Below are 16831 nucleotides of genomic sequence, written 5' to 3'. Positions count from 1 at the left end.
ATGAGCGAACACAACCTGATCGAAGTGCGTGATCTTTCGGTGGAGTTCGTCACCGGTGAGCAGGTCAACCGTGTGGTCGATGGCATCAGCTTCGACATTCGCAAGGGCGAGACCCTGGCCCTGGTCGGCGAGAGCGGCTCGGGCAAGTCGGTGACCGCCCACTCGATCCTGCGCCTGCTGCCCTACCCCCTCGCCCGCCACCCCAGCGGCAGCATCCGCTACGAGGGCAAGGACCTGCTGCTGCAGAACGAGAAGACCCTGCGGCATATCCGTGGCAACCGCATTGCGATGATCTTCCAGGAGCCGATGACCTCGCTGAACCCGCTGCACTCTATCGAGAAACAGATCAACGAAATCCTGCTGTTGCACAAAGGCTTGACCGGCAAGGAAGCCACCGCACGGACCCTGGAACTGCTGGAACTGGTCGGCATTCCCGAACCCCGCAAACGCCTCAAGGCCTTGCCCCATGAGTTGTCTGGCGGGCAACGCCAGCGAGTGATGATTGCCATGGCCCTGGCCAACGAGCCAGAGCTGCTGATTGCCGATGAACCCACCACGGCGCTCGACGTGACCGTGCAGTTGAAGATTCTCGACCTGCTCAAAGAGCTGCAGGCGCGCCTGGGGATGGCGCTGCTGTTGATCAGCCATGACCTGAACCTGGTGCGGCGCATTGCCCACCGCGTGTGCGTGATGCAGCGCGGGCAGATTGTCGAGCAGGCGGAATGCGCAACCCTGTTCAGTGCGCCGCAGCATCACTACACGCAAATGTTGATCAATGCCGAACCCAGCGGCCAGCCTGCCCACAACCCGGTCGGCGCTCCGCTGCTGGAGGTGGATGACCTCAAGGTCTGGTTCCCGATCAAGAAAGGCTTCTTGCGGCGCACGGTTGACCATGTGAAGGCGGTGGACGGCATCAACTTCAGCTTGCCCCAGGGGCAGACGCTGGGGATTGTCGGCGAGAGTGGCTCGGGTAAGTCGACGCTTGGGCTGGCCATCTTGCGGTTGATTTCAAGCCAGGGCGGTATTCGCTTTCATGGCCAGAACCTCGAAGGGCTGAACCAGCAGCAAGTGCGCCCGCTGCGGCGAGAGATGCAGGTGGTGTTCCAGGACCCGTTTGGCAGCCTGAGCCCGCGCATGTGCGTGGCGGATATCGTGGGTGAAGGGTTGCGGATTCACCGAATGGGTACGGCTGAAGAACAGGAAGCGGCGATCATTGCCGCACTGGAGGAAGTGGGGCTGGACCCGCGAACACGGCACCGGTACCCGCATGAGTTCTCTGGCGGGCAGCGGCAGCGCATTGCGATTGCGCGGGCATTGGTGTTGAAGCCGGCGTTGATTCTGCTGGATGAGCCGACCTCGGCGCTGGACCGCACGGTGCAGCGGCAGGTGGTGGAGTTACTGCGCAGCTTGCAGCAGAAGTACAACCTGACCTACCTGTTCATCAGCCATGACCTGGCGGTGGTCAAGGCGCTGAGCCATCAGTTGATGGTGATCAAGCAGGGGCAAGTGGTGGAGCAAGGGGATGCACAGGCGATCTTCCATGCGCCGCAGCATGCGTATACGCGGCAGTTGTTGGAGGCAGCGTTTTTGGAAGTTAAGACTGCGGGCTAGGTTTCGGGGCGGCTCGCTTTAAGCAAAATGGTGCCGCCAGAGACGATGAAAAATCAGATTAAACCCCTTCCTTGTAGGGCATTTCCCAAACATACTCCTGCCGCCTTTTTTCCGTTGCGGCCCCTCGGGTACGGCTCTAGTCTCGGCCTGTCGTTGCACATCAACGACACAGCTTTGACAGGCTGTGACGGTTAAAAATTGCATGCGGTCCGCTTCTATGGCGGCTGTACGTGCGGGCACGCTTGCGTGCGCCGGAACTTTTGCGATTTTTCCGCCGGTCTGTCAACCCACGTACAGCTGCCACCCTACTGTTTGACAGCAGGCAGGTGGCGGCATCGTTAACGGAAGAATCATCATGTTGAAGGTTGTCCCCGATCCACCCCACAACCACCATTCCCTCGAAGACACAATCATCCAGGCTGCGGACTATGCCCTGTGCGCGCAGACCGTGGCTCATCAGGCGATTCTTCTGCAGCCCAAGTCAACCGTGGCGATCCTGATGATGGCGACGATGCATGAGCTGGAGGCACTGCGTGTGCTGCTTGAGTCGGCTTTGATCCAAGTGCAGATACCGGCGCAGCAGCCGCGAACCCAACACTAAAGCACAAGTGATGCGTTGCCTGGGCAGGCCTCTTCGCGGGGCAAGCCCGCTCCCACAGGATCACTACAGGTTTCAAAGCTGGTGTTGTTACCTGTGGGAGCGGGCTTGCCCCGCGAAGAGGCTCGGCCAGGCAGTGAACCTTCAGGGAGATGGAACAATGACCACAGACACCGCAAAAGCCCAAACCACTGTCGGCAAGACCAAGTTCTACCAAGGTGAAAAGAAGACCCAACCGCTGTTCTGCATCGAGCCCGGCATCCCTTGCCAAGACGCCCGTGATCAGGCCTCTGAGCTGATGGGCTGCGTGCGCGACCTGACCATCGCCGGCCTGATGGACGATAACCCGCAGTTGATCTGGGCCTCGCACTACCTGAGCGCTTTGGCCAAGGCGCTGATGGATGATGCCGAACTGGGCATGACCCACTAAAGATGCAAGCGCGCTACTGGCCTTGTAGGAGCGGGCTTGCCCGCTCCCACCAGGGTTACCACCGAGTCAGCAGGCGCCTGGAACCGCTACACGCTGCTGCTTGACCGGCATCCATTGCGCCACAGCCCACACCACCTCAAGCAGCAGAACGCCCCAGATCAACCCGGACGCCCCCTGGGCCAGCGCGTACACCTGCCACGACGCGAACAACACCCGCGCTGCCGCGTCGTAGCGCCCGAACTGCTGTTGCGGGTCGCGGATCCTCAGCCATGCCCAGACACACACGATCGACCCCATGAGGTTGGCCATCAGCATCTGCAGCGGGTCAAACGCCGGGATCTGGCCTGCCAAACCGAGCGTGCCATGCAGCGCAGCCATCCAGTCATGCAGCAAGGCGAACCCCCACGGCGTCACAAAACCGATGGTGACCGCCAAATCGTAAAAACCACTCGCGCGTACCAGCTTGCGGTACTGGGCGTTGCTCCACATGTTCAATGCCTCTGAGTCAATGAAAACAGCAGGCTAAACCCTCGGGTATGCTCCAAGGTCAAGCCTCAAGCCTCAACAGGGACATTCGCGAGCGGATCTCGGCCGAACCGCACGCTATATATTTTTGTATACATCGTTGTAACCACCCGTAAACAACGCTAGGATTTGCCGCGGTTGGCAATCTGCCATCCTGTTTTAAATTTTGCGACTGCTGACTGATCACGCTCTGGGGAGGTCGGGATCAAATAAGCTCGCCTATCGCTATATAAAAAAATATATGACGTCGCCAGGCCCGCCACTGCCATGGCCGACCCAGGAGCAGTAATGAAGCCGCTAACACCGCGCACACTGATGGTTGCCGTCGCAGCCCTCGGTGCTCAATCCGCTGTTGCCGAACAGAGCAACACCTTCAGCCTCGGTGAAATCCAGATCTCCGCACCACGGGACGAAACGCTGTCCACGGGGGGTAGCGTCATCGACCTGAAAGACATTCGGCTGCACGACCGCGAGACCGTCGGCAGTGCGCTGACATTGGCCCCAGGGGTCAACCTCGGTTACATCGGTGGCCGCGCCGAGCAGGTGGTGTTTGTACGGGGTTTCGATCGCCTGCAAGTGCCGGTGTTTATCGACGGCATCCCGACTTATGTGCCTTATGACGGCAACATCGACCTGGGCCGTTTTACCACCTACGACCTGTCGCGCATTCAGGTGGACAAGGGCTTCGCCTCGCTGCTGTATGGCCCCAACACCTTGGGTGGGGCGATCAACCTGGTGACGCGTCGTCCGACCGATGCGTTCGAAGGCGAAGTGGGTGGGGGGCTGGAACTCACCGATCACGGCAACGTAAACGCCTACCGCAGTTACGCGAACCTTGGCTCCAACCAAGGCATGTGGTGGGTTCAGGGCGGGGTGTCGTATGTCGATTACGACTACACCATGCTGCCCGATGACTTCAAGCCAACCAACAACCAGCAGGGCGCAGGGCGCCGCGAGAACAGCGACCACCGCGACAGCAAGTTCAGCTTCAAACTGGGCTTCACCCCCAATGAAACCGATGAATACGTACTCGGCTACGTTCAGCAGGAAGGGAGCAAGGGCCAGCCAACCTACGCCGGCGACTTGCCGACTACCGGCCAACGCGCACGCTGGTGGGAGTGGCCGCGATCAGACAACACCAGTGTCTTTATCGCCACTAAAACCAGCTTCGGCGAGCACGCCCTGAAAACCCGCGTGTACCACGACACCTTCAAGAACTCGCTGGAAAGCTTCACGTACCGCAACGGCGTGGTCGGTGCCCTGCAGCCGGGCTTCCCAAGCAAATACGATGACGAAAGCAGCGGTTTTTCGGTGGAAGGCGATCTGGCCTTGAGCGAGGCCAACCGCCTGGGCATTGCCTATCACTTCAAGGACGATGTGCATCGCTCCCGTGATGGCTCCAACCCCCAGACCTATTTCCGCGACCAGACCCAATCGATTGCCCTGGAAGACACCCTGCGCCTGAACGACATATTCAGCGTGGTTGGGGGCATCTCTTACAACTACCGCAAGAGTCTCGACGCACAGAATTACGGCACCAACGCCAACTCGCCATCGCGGCCCATGCTGTACGACGAACCCACTGGCAGCAATGACGCGGTCAACGCGCAGCTTGGCCTCTTTGCCAATACCAACCCGCTGCTGGGCACCCACGACAACGGCCAACTGCGCCTGACGGTTGCGCGTAAAAGCCGCTTCGCGACGATCAAGGATCGCTACTCGACCCGCTTCGGCACGGTCATCCCCAGCCCTGACCTGAAGTCCGAGCGGGCGACGCACTACGAACTTGGTTACAGCGGCCAGGTTGCCCCGCAATGGAAGCTCGACGCAGCGCTGTTCGTGGCGAACATCGAAGACTCCATTCAAAACGTCACGGTACCCGCGCAGGCTAACTGCGCCGCGCCCTGTGGCCAATACCAGAACATTGCCAAGGCGCGCAATCAAGGCGTGGAACTGGGTATCAATGGCGACCTGGGCGATTGGGAATTGGCGGCAAACTACACCTTTCTTGACCGCGAGAACCTCAGCAACCGCGCTCTGCACCCTACCGACACCCCACGCCACAGCGCGTTTGGCTCGGCAGCGTGGCATCTGGGCGACTGGCAACATACCGCCAGCGTGGAGGCCGCATCGCGTCGCTACAACACGTCTGACGGCAACCAGATGGCACCAGGCTATGCCGTGTACAACCTCAAGACCGGTTATCGATTCAGTAACGATGTGTTGATCGAGGGCGGCATTCGCAACCTGTTCGACCGGCTGTATGAGTACAGCGAGGGTTACCCCGAGATGGGCCGTCAATACTTTGTGCAATTCAATGTGCCGCTGTAACCGCTGGCTGGCGAGCCTGCTGCTGACGGTCAGCACGCTGCTAAGCGCCGCCCCGCAAACCGTGGTGGTCATGACCAGCTATCCCGAAGAGGTGATGACGCGGATTGAGGATGGGTTTGCTCAAGCCCACCCGGAGTATCGCCTGCACATCCTCTGGCGACAGGGTTTCGATGCCCTGCCCTACCTGCTGCAAGCGCAGCAGGGCGGTGTCGATGTCTATTGGGCACCGTCACCGGGCAACTTCGCCCGGCTGGCGAAAGCGGGCAGTTGGCAACCCCTGGGCATCAACCTGAAGGGTTTGCCGGCACAGATTGGTGGCTTGTCATTGCGTGACCAACGGCAGCTGTACCAGGCAACCGAATTGGCGGGTTACGGCTTTGCCATAAACGCCACGTCGCTGGAAGCACTGGGGGTGCCGACGCCCAGGGATTGGCCGGACCTGCTCGATGCACGACTGCGCGGGCGCGTTGCCCTGCCGGACCCAGGCCGGGTCGGCTTTGCCCCGGTACTGCTGGATATCGTGTTGCGTGCTTATGGCTGGGAACGCGGCTGGGCCCTCTGGAGCGAGCTGGCCGGGCAGGCGCGCCTGGTGAGCCGGGGTGGCACCCTGGTCAGTGATGAAGTCACCAGCGGGCGCGCAGCGGTTGGGTTGTCGATTGATTTCTTTGTCGCCTCCGCCAAGGCCAATGGCGAACCGGTGGATTTCGTCTATCCGGCCCATGGCGGCCTCAACCCTGCGTTTATTGCGATCACCGCCCACAGCCAGGCGTTGGCCGGTGCCAGGGCGTTTGCGCAGTTCGTGCTGTCTGAGGCAGGCCAGGGGCTGCTGGCCGATGCCGACATCCGCAAGCTGCCGGTGCGCCCCAGTGTCTATCGGCAATTGCCGGCCGGCTATCATGACCCGTTCGTTGCCGCAGGCGTCGGTGCCTATGACTATGGCAACGGCAGCTCACGCGAACGCCTGGCATTGATCAGCGCCTTGTTCACCCAATGGTTGGGCATGCCCCATGAAGCTTTGGGCGAACTCTGGGCTCGGCTGCACGCTGCCGAAGCGGCTGGGCTGGACGTTGGCGCAATACGCCAACAGTTGACCGCGCCGCCCCTGGATGCCGGGCAAGCCGAGGCGAAACCCTTGCTGGCACTGTTCGCGGCGCGCCAGGACAAGGGCATGACGCAAGCACCGGCAAGCGACGAGGACGAACTCGGCCGCAGGGAAATCAGCTGGCAGTTCCAGGCCGCGCTCCACCGGGCAGAGGCTGCCCGTTTGCTCGAAGGCTTGGGGTATTGACCGCCGTGCGTGCAGCCTGGTTATCGGTCGGTTTGCTGACGAGCCTGCTCGCCAGCGCCGAGACCACGCACACCGCAGCAAACCGGGAGGCCTATTCCCAGCCATTATCCGGGCTCGACGAAGGCCAACTGGAACGCTTCTTCCGCGGGCGCAGCCTGTTCCGTCAGGCCTGGGTGGTTGCCCCCTCGCGCGACGACGCGGTGGATGGCCTTGGGCCGCTGTACAACCGGGTTTCGTGCATCGCCTGCCACCCCAAGAACGGCCGTGGCCAGGCGCCTGAACACGGGCAGCCGATGCGCAGCATGTTGTTGCGCTTGTCCCTGCCGGGGCACGATGGCCACGGAGGGCCGAAGCCACACCCCGTCTATGGCGACCAGCTTAACGAACTGGGCGTGCCTGGCGTGCCGGGTGAGGGGCGCGCCCATGTCTACTGGCAGGAGCACGCGGTGCAACTGGGCGATGGCGAAACCGTCATGCTACGCAAGCCACGTGTCGACCTGCGTGAGCTGGCCTACGGGCCGCTGGATGCGGTGTTAACCTCGGCAAGGGTGGGCTCGCCGGTAATCGGCCTCGGTTTGCTGGAGGCTATCGATGCGAGCACCCTGCAGGCCATGGCCTCTGAAGCCAAACCAGACGGCGTGACCGGGCACGTCAACCAGGTGTGGAGCGTCGAGCGCCAGCGCACCGAGGCAGGCCGTTTTGGCCTCAAGGCCAACCAGCCGGACCTGCGCCAACAGATCGCCCACGCCATGCTTGGCGATCTTGGCATTACCTCTACGCTCGCCCCCGTGCAGAACTGCACGCCCACTCAACAGGCCTGCGCCCAGGCGCCGCACGGCGGCGAGCCAGAGCTGGACGCCCTGCAGCTCGGCGACGTGCATTTCTACCTCGCTCACCTGGCCGTGCCGGCCCGTCGACAACAGGCCGATCCTGCGGTCATTGAGGGCGAAAAACTGTTCGCTGCCAGTGGCTGCACCGCCTGCCACCGCCCTGAGCTGATCACCGACACACATCCGCTTTATCCGGCGCTGACCCAGCAGCGCATCGCGCCCTACACCGACCTGTTGCTGCACGACATGGGCGCTGGCCTGGCGGATGGCCGTGAAGACTATCTCGCCAACGGCCGGCAATGGCGCACGCCTGCGCTGTGGGGGCTTGGCCTCAGCGAACGGATCACCCCCGGCAGTGGCTATCTGCACGACGGCCGAGCGCGCACCTTGGAAGAAGCCATTGTCTGGCATGGCGGTGAGGCAGAAGTTGCCCGGCAACGCTATGTGGCGCTTGGCAAGCAGGCGCGGCAGGCGATTCTTGTGTTTCTTGAATCTTTGTAGCTATTGCAAAAAAACTACGGGGCGCACGACAATAAGATTCATTACCACTCGCGAACTATTCCACCATCATGCCCGCCAATGATCTATCCCTGCGTAGCGCCGTCAATGACCTGTACTGCGATCATCACGGCTGGCTCAATGGCTGGCTGCGCAAACGCCTGGGCAATGCGTTCGATGCCGCCGACTTGACGCAAGACACCTTCGTGCGGGTGATCAAGGCACGCACCGCGCTGGAGATTCGCGAGCCGCGCCCCTACCTGTCGAGAATCGCCAAGGGCTTGCTGATCGACCTGATCCGCCGGCGCTCACTGGAGCAAGCCTACCTGGACGCCTTGGCTACCCTGCCGGGAGCCCTGCAGCCGTCGCTGGAGGAACAGGCGATCCTGTTGCAGGCACTGGTGGAAATCGACCGCCTGCTGCAGGGGCTTGGCCCCAAGGTCAAGCAGGTGTTCATGTTGTCGCAGTTCGATGGCCTGACCTACCCGCAGATTGCCGAGCGCTTGAACATCAGCGTGCGCAGCGTCAACAACCACATGGCCAAGGCCATGGAGCATTGCTGTTTGATGCAGTTGCAACTGGCATGAGCCTTTCGCCCGCCGAGTTACAAGCCATCAGCGCCGCCGCCCGCTGGTACGCGAGGCTTCAGTCCGGCACTGCAACCGATGCAGACCGCAGCGCCTGGAACGCCTGGCTGGTTGCCGACCCTGCCCATCATCAAGCCTGGCAGCGCATGGCCGCCGTGGGCGAACAGATGACCCGCGTGCCCGGCGCCCTGGCGGCACCTGCCTTGCGCGGTGCCGAGCGTTCTCGGCGCCAGCTGTTGCGCAGCGTCGTGATACTGGTGCCAGCCACGTCGCTGGGCTGGCTGGGTTGGCGCAGCGATGCCTCCCAGCAGCTGTTTGCCGACTACCGCACTGCTGTAGGTGAACGCCGCGCATTTCGGTTGCCAGATGGCAGCTCGCTGCTGCTGAACACCGACACGTCGGTGAACCTCAAGTACGACGGCCAGCAACGGGTGCTGGAACTGCTGCGGGGTGAGGTACTGGTGGCCACGGCTGTCGACCCTGCACAACGGCCGTTCACGGTGCGTACCCCGCATGGCCAGGTACGCGCGCTGGGCACGCGCTTTATCGTTCGCGCCCAATCCCTGGGCGGCGAGGTGGCAGTCCTCGAAAAGGCGGTGGAAGTCAGGGCATCCAGCGGTGCGTTGGCAGTGCGTGTGGAGGCGGGGCAATCCATTGCTTTTTCTGACCGTTCGGTGGGGGCACTACGGCGCAATGACGCGTCTGTAGGGGCCTGGCAACAAGGCAGCATCATCGCCCTCGATCGCCCCTTGGCCGAACTGCTGGCGGACCTGTCGCGCTATCGCCCCGGCGTGCTGCGCTGCGACCCGCGTATTGCCCAGTTGAAGGTATCTGGCGCATTCCCCATCGATGACACCGACCGGGCGCTTGCGTCACTGGAAAGCGGCTTTTCGTTACGCGTCACGCGCTACAGCCGTTTCTGGGTCAACGTGTCACCGCCTGCCAGCCCGCAGCCACGCTGAGCTGAAAAAACTTTCGGGGCTTTTGCACTTTTTTTTCGCATCGTTCGGCTTATCCCCCAATGGGATTCATTGATCGTTTTCAGGGGGAGGATTGGCATGTCTGCAGAGTTCAAGCGTGGTCGTCTGGCGATTGCGGTAAACGTCGGGCTGTTGGCGGCAACCACCGTCGGTGCCTGGCCCATGGTGACGTTTGCGGCGCCCGCGTCGGTGCAGCATAGCGGCCTAAGGTCGTTCGACATTGCCGGGGGAAGCCTTGCCGAAGTCCTCAGCCGTTTTGCCAGCGCGGCGGGCGCGGCGTTGTCGTTCGATGCAAAGCAAACAGACGGTTTGCACAGCGCAGGGCTCAAAGGTGCGTTCGGTATTAGCGAGGGCTTTAGCCAGATTCTGGCAGGCAGCGGCCTGCAAGCCGAGCCGCAGGCCAACGGCACTTATGTGCTGCGGGCCGTGCCGTCCTCAGGCTCGGCGCTGGAGCTGGGTGCCACCAACATCACCAGCCAGGTGCTGGGGGCGACCACGGAAAACAGCGGCTCGTACACCACGGGCGCCGTGACCATCGGCAAAGGTGAGCATTCGCTCAAGGAAACGCCGCAATCGGTCACGGTGATGACGCGCAAGATAATGGACGACCAGAACCTGTACACCATTGATCAGGTCATGGAGAAGACACCCGGCATCACCGTGTACGACTCGACCATGGGTGGCAAATACTTCTATTCGCGCGGGTTCCGCATGTCGGGCCAGTACCAGTACGACGGCGTGCCGCTGGACATGGGCAATCTTTATGTCCAGGCCGACAGCTTCAGCAGTGACATGGCGTACTACGACCGGGTGGAGGTGTTGCGCGGCGCAGCCGGGATGATGAAAGGGTCGGGCGGCACTGCTGGCGGGGTGAACTTCGTGCGCAAGCGTGGCCTGGCGGCTGCGCATACCGACATCACCCTGTCCGGTGGCAGTTGGGACAACTACCGCGGGCAACTCGACACCGGTGGCCCGCTGAACGCGGCCGGCACCCTGCGTGGCCGGGCGGTGGTGGCCGAGCAGAGCCGGCACTACTTTGTCGACGACGCCAACCGCAAGGACCAGGTGTACTACGGCGCGCTCGACTTCGATGTGAGCCCCGACACGACGCTGGGGCTGGGGGTTGCTTACGAAGATGTGGACGCCAACCCGTGCTGGGGTGGCCTGCCGCGCTACCGGGACCGCAGCGACCTGAAACTCAGCCGCTCGACCTGCCTCGACCCTTCGTGGAATACCTGGCGCAGCCAGCGCACCACCGTGTTCAGTGATCTGACTCATCAGCTCAACGAAGACTGGAAGCTCAAGGTGGCCAGTGTTTATACAAAGAACACCCAGGACATCAAGTACGCCTTCGCCTCCGGTGCGGTGACCCCCGGCACCGATACCACTGGCATGCTAGGCAGCATGTATGACTACGACCAGGTCGATTACGGCCTGGACGCCTACGTGGATGGCAAGTTCGACGCGTTCGGCCAGCAACATGAACTGGTGCTGGGCATGAACGCCAGCCGCTCGAAGAAAGATGACTTCTACTCGGTAGCGTTTCTGCCGCAACGGCAGAATGTGTTCAACCCCGACAAGTTCATCCCCGAGCCGGATGACAGCTACTTCATCGAGCACTCATCGCGCGGTGGCCCGGTCAAGTCTGTGACCACCCAAAAAGGCCTCTACTCGACCCTGCGCCTGAAACTGGCCGACCCTTTGACCCTGGTGGTGGGCGGCCGGGTGAGCTGGTACAACGCCGAGACCGATACCGTCTTCATCGATACCGGTACGCCGCCGCAGCACGCCAACACCCGCGAGACCGGGCAGGTCACGCCCTTTGCCGGCGTGCTGCTGGACTTGAACGAAAACCTGACGGCCTACGCCAGCTACTCGGACATCTTCACGCCGCAAGGCAGCTACCGGGACGAAGCCGGTTCAGCGCTCAAACCGCTGGTGGGCCAGAGCTATGAGCTGGGCATCAAGGGGGCCTGGTTCGACGGGCGCTTGAACGGTGCCTTCAACCTGTTCCGCACCCTTCAGAAGGACCAGGCGCAGACTGACTACAACTCGTCGTGCCCCTCCTCCGATGGCTACTGCTACGTGAACGCCGGCAAGGTCCGCGCCCAGGGTTTCGAGGCCGAGATCAGTGGCGAAGTCATCGAGCGCCTGCAACTGCTTGCGGGGTACACCTACACCCAGACCAAGACACTCGACGACATCGACACCAACCTGAACGGCGCGGCGTTCAACAGCTACGTGCCTCGGCATGTGCTGCGCCTGTGGGGCGAGTACACCCTCGGTGGCGCCTTCGAGCGGTTCAGCCTGGGGGCCGGGGTCAATGCGCAAAGCGACAATTTCCGGGTTTCGCCTGCCAGTGGCGAGAAAATCAGCCAGGCGGGGTATGCGGTCTGGAATGGTCGGATCGGTTATCGCATCGATGACACCTGGTCGGTGGCGCTCAACGGCAACAACCTGTTTGACAAGCGGTACTACGCCAGTATCGGGACGGAGACGTTTGGTAACTATTACGGGGAGCCGCGTAATTTCATGGTGTCGGTCAAGGCCAGTTTTTGATGTGAGCTGGGCTCTGCCGGGAGATTGAGGCGGGGCCGCCTGGTGCATGTCGATAGATTTGCGGCTCCGCAAAACTCAAGACATGCACCCATAGCCCCACCCAATCATCAAAAATTCTGACAACAATCGTCTTCCATCATCAGCCAGAATGGGCATAGATTCTCTACCGTCAACTCCCAGCGCCAACGGTAGAGCCCAATGCCCAGCCAACAACAAAAGCCCCTCGACCTCCTGATCCAGCGCTGCGCCCTACCCAGCCCAGCACTCAGCGAGGCCCAAGCACACGCCCTGCTGCAGGCCCACTACGGCCTGACTGGCAGCCTGTCATCGCTGGGCAGCCAGCAGGACCTGAACGTGCGCGTGGATACCCCCCAGGCCCGCTTCGTCCTCAAGGCCTGCCACGGCAGCTATGCCCAGGTCGAACTGGAGGCGCAGCACGCCGCGCTGGCCTATCTGCGTGAACAGGGCTTGCCGGTACCCGCTGTGCGCCCGGCACACAACGGGCAAACGTTGCTGGCACTGAACATCGACGGCCAACCGCTGCGTGTGCGCCTGCTCGACTACATCGACGGCCAGCCGCTGACCCGCCTCAAACACATGGCACCGCGCCTGATGGCCGAACTGGGCGGGCTCTGCGCGAAGCTGGACAAGGCCTTAGCCGATTTTGACCACCCGGGCTTGAGCCGCACCCTGCAATGGGACCCGCAACATGCGCAAGCGCTGATCCAGCACCTGCTGCCGGTGCTGCAGGACGCAGGCCAACGCGCCCGTGTCGAGCAGGCCACCCAACTCGCCGCTGCGCACCTGGCGCCACTGGCCGAACAGTTGCCAAGCCAGGCCGTGCACCTGGACGTCACCGACGACAACGCCGTGTGGGCCCGCGATGGCGAGCGCCAATGGCAGTTGCAGGGTGTCATCGACTTCGGTGACCTGCTGCGCACCTGGCGCATTGCCGACCTCTCGGTGACCTGCGCGGCGCTGTTGCACCATGCCGAAGGCGACCCGCTGCGCATTCTGCCGGCGGTGCAGGCCTACCAGGCACTCAACCCGCTGAGCGAGGCCGAACTGCGCGCCCTGTGGCCGCTGGTGCTCAACCGCGCCGCAGTGCTGGTGCTGAGCAGCGAGCAACAACTGGCCGTAGACCCAGGCAACCAGTACATTCGCAACAACATCGCCCATGAATGGGAAATCTTCGACACGGCTACCGCCGTGCCTTTCGCGCTGATGCAGGCGGCCATTGTGCAGGCCGCCGGGCTTCAACCCGGCAGGCCCGACCTGGCCAGTTGCGCCCCCCTGCTGCCCGAACTGACCGGCCAGCCGGTTGCACGCATTGATCTGGGCGTACTCAGCCCGCACTGCGAAGCGGGCAACTGGGAACAGCCAGGTTTCGATCAACGCCTGCTGGCTGCCAAGCCAGGCCCAGCGAGCACGCTGCATGGCCAGTATCGCCTCTCACAGACCCACATCGACCGCCCCGAAGAGCCTGCCACCTGCGCGCTGGGGGTCGAATTGCATGTGCCCGACGGCTGCAGGGTGCAGGCACCGCAAGCCGGCACATGGCAGCGTCACGGCGATGGCCGCGGCTGCCTGCGTACACCACACTGGGCGTTGTGGCTGCAGGGGCTGGAGGATGCCCCGGCAGATGGCCAGACCATGGCAAAGGGGCAATCCCTGGGCAGCAGCTGTGGCTTTCTCAGCGTTCAGCTGTGCCTGGATAACGCCATCCGCCCCCCGTTCTTCGCCACCCCGTTCCATGCCGCTGCCTGGCTCGCACTGTGCCCGTCGCCTGCCGCGCTGCTGGGCTTTGACTGCGACGCCGAACCGCTGGCCGACGCGCAGGCGCTGCTGGCACGCCGCGACGCCAGCTTCGCCCGCTCGCAGAAGCACTACTACGCGCAACCACCCCATATCGAGCGCGGCTGGCGCAACTACCTGATCGACATGCAGGGCCGCTCCTACCTGGACATGCTCAACAACGTGGCCGTACTGGGCCATGGCCATCCACGCATGGTGGCCGAGTCAGCGCGCCAGTGGTCGCTGCTCAACACCAACTCGCGCTTCCATTACGCGGCCATCGCCGAGTTCTCCGAACGCCTGCTGAAGCTGGCGCCAGAAGGCTTCGACCGGGTGTTTCTGGTCAACAGCGGCACCGAGGCCAACGACCTGGCCATCCGCCTGGCCTGGGCCTTCAGCGGCGGGCGCGACCTGCTTAGCGTGCTGGAGGCCTACCACGGCTGGTCGGTGGCCACCGACGCCATATCCACCTCTATCGCCGACAACCCGCAGGCCCTGGAGACCCGGCCAGACTGGGTACACCCGGTCGAAGCACCGAACACCTTCCGTGGGCGTTTGCGCGGTGCCGACAGCGCCGCCGGCTACCTGCGTGACGTCGATGCCAAGCTGGCCGACCTCGATGCCCGTGGCCGTCAGCTGGCCGGGATCATCTGCGAGCCGGTGTACGGCAACGCGGGGGGCATCTCGCTACCCGCCGGTTACCTTCACGCCGCCTACGCCAAGGTGCGCGCCCGGGGCGGCGTGTGCATCGCCGACGAGGTGCAGGTGGGTTATGGCCGGCTGGGCGAGTACTTCTGGGGCTTCGAGGAACAAGGGGTGGTGCCCGACATCATCACCATGGCCAAGGGCATGGGCAATGGCCAGCCGCTGGGTGTGGTGATCACCCGGCGCGAGATCGCCGAGGCGCTGGAAGCGCAGGGCTACTTCTTCTCGTCGGCGGGGGGCAGCCCGGTCAGTTGCCGCATCGGCATGGCGGTGCTGGACGTGATGCAGGAAGAAGGGCTGTGGGACAATGCCCGCGACACCGGGCGCTATTTCAAGGCACGCTTGCAGGCGCTGGTTGACAAGCACCCGCTGGCCGGCGCGGCGCATGGCTCTGGCTTCTACCTGGGGCTTGAGCTGGTACGTGACCGGCAGACGCTGGAGCCGGCGACCGAGGAAACCCTGCAGTTGTGCGACCGCTTGCGTGACCTGGGCATCTTCATGCAGCCGACCGGCGACTACCTGAACATCCTCAAGATCAAGCCGCCGATGTGCACCACACGGACGAGCGTGGACTACTTCGTCGACAGCGTGGACCGTATCCTCTCGGAAGATCTATAGCCCACAAAGAAGGGATTCTGACCATGGCCTTTACCAGCGACTCACTTGCGGTTTTTCTCGCCGTACTGGAGGCAGGGTCGTTTTCTGCAGCCGCACGCAAGCTGGGCCGTGTGCCTTCGGCCGTGAGCATGGCCATTGCCCAGCTGGAAGCGGAGCTGGACTTGGCCCTGTTCGACCGGGCCACGCGCAAAGCCTTGCCCACCAGCGCCGCCTTGGCCCTCGAACCGCAGGCCAGGCAGGTGATCTGCCAGCTCAACCTGCTGGATGCCCAAGCACTGCAACTGCACAAGGGGCTGGAAAAGCGCCTGACCATCGCCATGGCCCCCGAGCTGCAAACCGGCCGCTGGAGCCAACCCCTGGAAACCCTCGCGCAGGAGTTTCCGAGCCTTGAGATCGAAGTGCGTTCAGCCACGCAAGCCGAAGCCATTCGCTTGCTGCACGATGGCAGCGTGCAATTGGCGCTGGTGTTCGAACGGCCGGGGATCGATGAGCGTGAGTCGTTTCTTGAAGCCGGCAGCCAACTGCTGGTCGCCGTCGCTTCGCCCCGCCACCCCGCTGGGCGTAACAGCGGCACGCCGCTGCCCGAAGAAGCGTTCGCCGAGCAACGGCAAATCATCGTGGCCTCGGGCAAAGCCACCGGCTCCGACCCGCGCATGGTGCTGTCGCGGCGAATCTGGCTGACCGACAGTTATCTGGCTACGCTGGATCTGGTGCAATCCGGCCTGGGTTGGGCCTACCTGCCGCAGCCGCTGGTTGAGCCGCTGATTGCCTCGGGTGCATTGGCCGAGGTGCGCTTCGACAACATGGCCAGCCGGCTACGGCTGTGGGTGGACATCATCTGGGTCAAACCGCGCCCCTTGGGCCTGGGCGCGCGGCGCTATCTGGAAGTCATGCGGCAACTGTTCGAAAAGGAGCCGCCAAGGGCCTGACCACGCTCAACGGCCAGCCGGCCGACAACCCGCGGGCACGCCCGCAAGCGAGGCAAACATGCGTCCCTTCATCAGAGCGTTCTACCTGCTGTCGCTGTTCACCTTCGCCAGCCTTGCCCAGGCTGCCGAAAGCCCCAGGCAGATCGTCGATGCCTACATGGCAGCCTGGAATGCCCACGACGCCGAAAAAGCGGCCAGTTACCTGGCCAAGGACGCCGAGTACTTCGACGTCACCGTCGGCACCCCACAAAAGGGCCGCGAAGCTGCCCGCGACAACGTGATCAAGGTATTCGTGGGGGCCGTGCCAGACTTGAAATGGACGATCAACGGCACGCCGATCGTGGACAAGGACGGCATCGCCTTCCAATGGACCTTCAGCGGCACCAACACCGGCGCCTGGGACGCACAAACGCCAGCCACCAATAAAGCGCTGTCGTTCGATGGCGTGAGCTATGTGAAGGTCAAAGGCGGCAAGATCGTCTACCAAGGGGATTACTACGACGCCTTGGGCTTGCACAAGCAGTTGGGCTGGTAACAGCGGCTTGCAT

13 protein-coding genes are annotated in these 16831 nt (G+C 62.9%); 12 read left to right on the top strand and 1 reads right to left on the bottom strand.

What is annotated here, in order from left to right:
- The 3 genes from OGV19_RS04775 (at nt 1) to OGV19_RS04765 (ending at nt 2639) form a co-directional block, all read left to right on the top strand.
- Entirely contained in the window at nt 1-1611 is a 1611-nt protein-coding gene (locus OGV19_RS04775) for an ABC transporter ATP-binding protein (RefSeq protein WP_264312362.1), read from the top strand.
- A gap of 355 nt (nt 1612-1966) precedes the next feature.
- Nucleotides 1967-2212, top strand: coding sequence for a hypothetical protein (locus OGV19_RS04770; protein ID WP_264312361.1), 246 nt, complete (start codon nt 1967-1969; stop codon nt 2210-2212).
- 157 nt (nt 2213-2369) lie between these two features.
- Complete coding sequence (locus OGV19_RS04765; RefSeq protein ID WP_264312360.1) at nt 2370-2639, top strand: DUF3077 domain-containing protein; 270 nt, start codon at nt 2370-2372, stop codon at nt 2637-2639.
- A gap of 66 nt (nt 2640-2705) precedes the next feature.
- On the opposite strand, the gene OGV19_RS04760 is transcribed toward OGV19_RS04765, so the two are convergent.
- Nucleotides 2706-3128 (bottom strand): hypothetical protein, encoded by a 423-nt coding sequence (locus OGV19_RS04760; RefSeq protein ID WP_264312359.1) that lies wholly within the window; start codon nt 3126-3128, stop codon nt 2706-2708.
- 324 nt (nt 3129-3452) lie between these two features.
- Between OGV19_RS04760 and OGV19_RS04755 the strand changes: the two genes are divergently transcribed.
- The 9 genes from OGV19_RS04755 (at nt 3453) to OGV19_RS04715 (ending at nt 16818) form a co-directional block, all read left to right on the top strand.
- Entirely contained in the window at nt 3453-5495 is a 2043-nt protein-coding gene (locus OGV19_RS04755; RefSeq protein ID WP_264312358.1) for a TonB-dependent receptor plug domain-containing protein, read from the top strand.
- On the top strand, nt 5482-6783 hold the full coding sequence (locus tag OGV19_RS04750; RefSeq protein WP_264312357.1) for an ABC transporter substrate-binding protein: 1302 nt from the start codon (nt 5482-5484) through the stop codon (nt 6781-6783). Before OGV19_RS04755 ends, OGV19_RS04750 begins: the two co-directional genes overlap by 14 nt.
- Nucleotides 6784-6788: 5 nt before the next feature.
- Nucleotides 6789-8114: a di-heme oxidoreductase family protein gene (locus OGV19_RS04745; protein ID WP_264313887.1), complete on the top strand. Its 1326-nt coding sequence runs from the start codon at nt 6789-6791 to the stop codon at nt 8112-8114.
- A 68-nt stretch (nt 8115-8182) separates the two neighbouring features.
- Nucleotides 8183-8698, top strand: a complete 516-nt coding sequence (locus OGV19_RS04740; RefSeq protein WP_264312356.1) for a sigma-70 family RNA polymerase sigma factor — start codon at nt 8183-8185, stop codon at nt 8696-8698.
- Complete coding sequence (locus OGV19_RS04735; RefSeq protein WP_264312355.1) at nt 8695-9660, top strand: FecR domain-containing protein; 966 nt, start codon at nt 8695-8697, stop codon at nt 9658-9660. Before OGV19_RS04740 ends, OGV19_RS04735 begins: the two co-directional genes overlap by 4 nt.
- Before the next feature lie 96 nt (nt 9661-9756).
- The gene (locus tag OGV19_RS04730; RefSeq protein ID WP_264312354.1) at nt 9757-12237 is read left to right on the top strand and encodes a TonB-dependent siderophore receptor; all 2481 of its coding nucleotides are present in this window, start codon (nt 9757-9759) and stop codon (nt 12235-12237) included.
- 198 nt (nt 12238-12435) lie between these two features.
- Nucleotides 12436-15354 (top strand): aminotransferase, encoded by a 2919-nt coding sequence (locus tag OGV19_RS04725; protein ID WP_264312353.1) that lies wholly within the window; start codon nt 12436-12438, stop codon nt 15352-15354.
- Nucleotides 15355-15377: 23 nt separating this feature from the next.
- The gene (locus OGV19_RS04720) at nt 15378-16283 is read left to right on the top strand and encodes a LysR family transcriptional regulator (protein WP_264312352.1); all 906 of its coding nucleotides are present in this window, start codon (nt 15378-15380) and stop codon (nt 16281-16283) included.
- A gap of 58 nt (nt 16284-16341) precedes the next feature.
- Entirely contained in the window at nt 16342-16818 is a 477-nt protein-coding gene (locus OGV19_RS04715; protein WP_264312351.1) for an ester cyclase, read from the top strand.
- Nucleotides 16819-16831: the final 13 nt, after the last annotated feature.

It is taken from the genome of Pseudomonas putida (assembly GCF_025905425.1).
In the GTDB taxonomy this organism is placed as follows: domain Bacteria; phylum Pseudomonadota; class Gammaproteobacteria; order Pseudomonadales; family Pseudomonadaceae; genus Aquipseudomonas; species Aquipseudomonas putida_AF.
This window is presented reverse-complemented; position numbering and strand designations above follow the sequence as displayed.

Coding starts and splice junctions, on each gene's coding strand:
- OGV19_RS04730 (WP_264312354.1), top strand. CDS start 9,757: ATGTCTGCAGAGTTCAAGCGTGGTCGTCTGGCGATTGCGGTAAACGTC.
- OGV19_RS04760 (WP_264312359.1), bottom strand. CDS start 3,128: ATGTGGAGCAACGCCCAGTACCGCAAGCTGGTACGCGCGAGTGGTTTT.
- OGV19_RS04715 (WP_264312351.1), top strand. CDS start 16,342: ATGCGTCCCTTCATCAGAGCGTTCTACCTGCTGTCGCTGTTCACCTTC.
- OGV19_RS04775 (WP_264312362.1), top strand. CDS start 1: ATGAGCGAACACAACCTGATCGAAGTGCGTGATCTTTCGGTGGAGTTC.
- OGV19_RS04740 (WP_264312356.1), top strand. CDS start 8,183: ATGCCCGCCAATGATCTATCCCTGCGTAGCGCCGTCAATGACCTGTAC.
- OGV19_RS04765 (WP_264312360.1), top strand. CDS start 2,370: ATGACCACAGACACCGCAAAAGCCCAAACCACTGTCGGCAAGACCAAG.
- OGV19_RS04725 (WP_264312353.1), top strand. CDS start 12,436: ATGCCCAGCCAACAACAAAAGCCCCTCGACCTCCTGATCCAGCGCTGC.
- OGV19_RS04770 (WP_264312361.1), top strand. CDS start 1,967: ATGTTGAAGGTTGTCCCCGATCCACCCCACAACCACCATTCCCTCGAA.
- OGV19_RS04755 (WP_264312358.1), top strand. CDS start 3,453: ATGAAGCCGCTAACACCGCGCACACTGATGGTTGCCGTCGCAGCCCTC.
- OGV19_RS04735 (WP_264312355.1), top strand. CDS start 8,695: ATGAGCCTTTCGCCCGCCGAGTTACAAGCCATCAGCGCCGCCGCCCGC.
- OGV19_RS04750 (WP_264312357.1), top strand. CDS start 5,482: ATGTGCCGCTGTAACCGCTGGCTGGCGAGCCTGCTGCTGACGGTCAGC.
- OGV19_RS04720 (WP_264312352.1), top strand. CDS start 15,378: ATGGCCTTTACCAGCGACTCACTTGCGGTTTTTCTCGCCGTACTGGAG.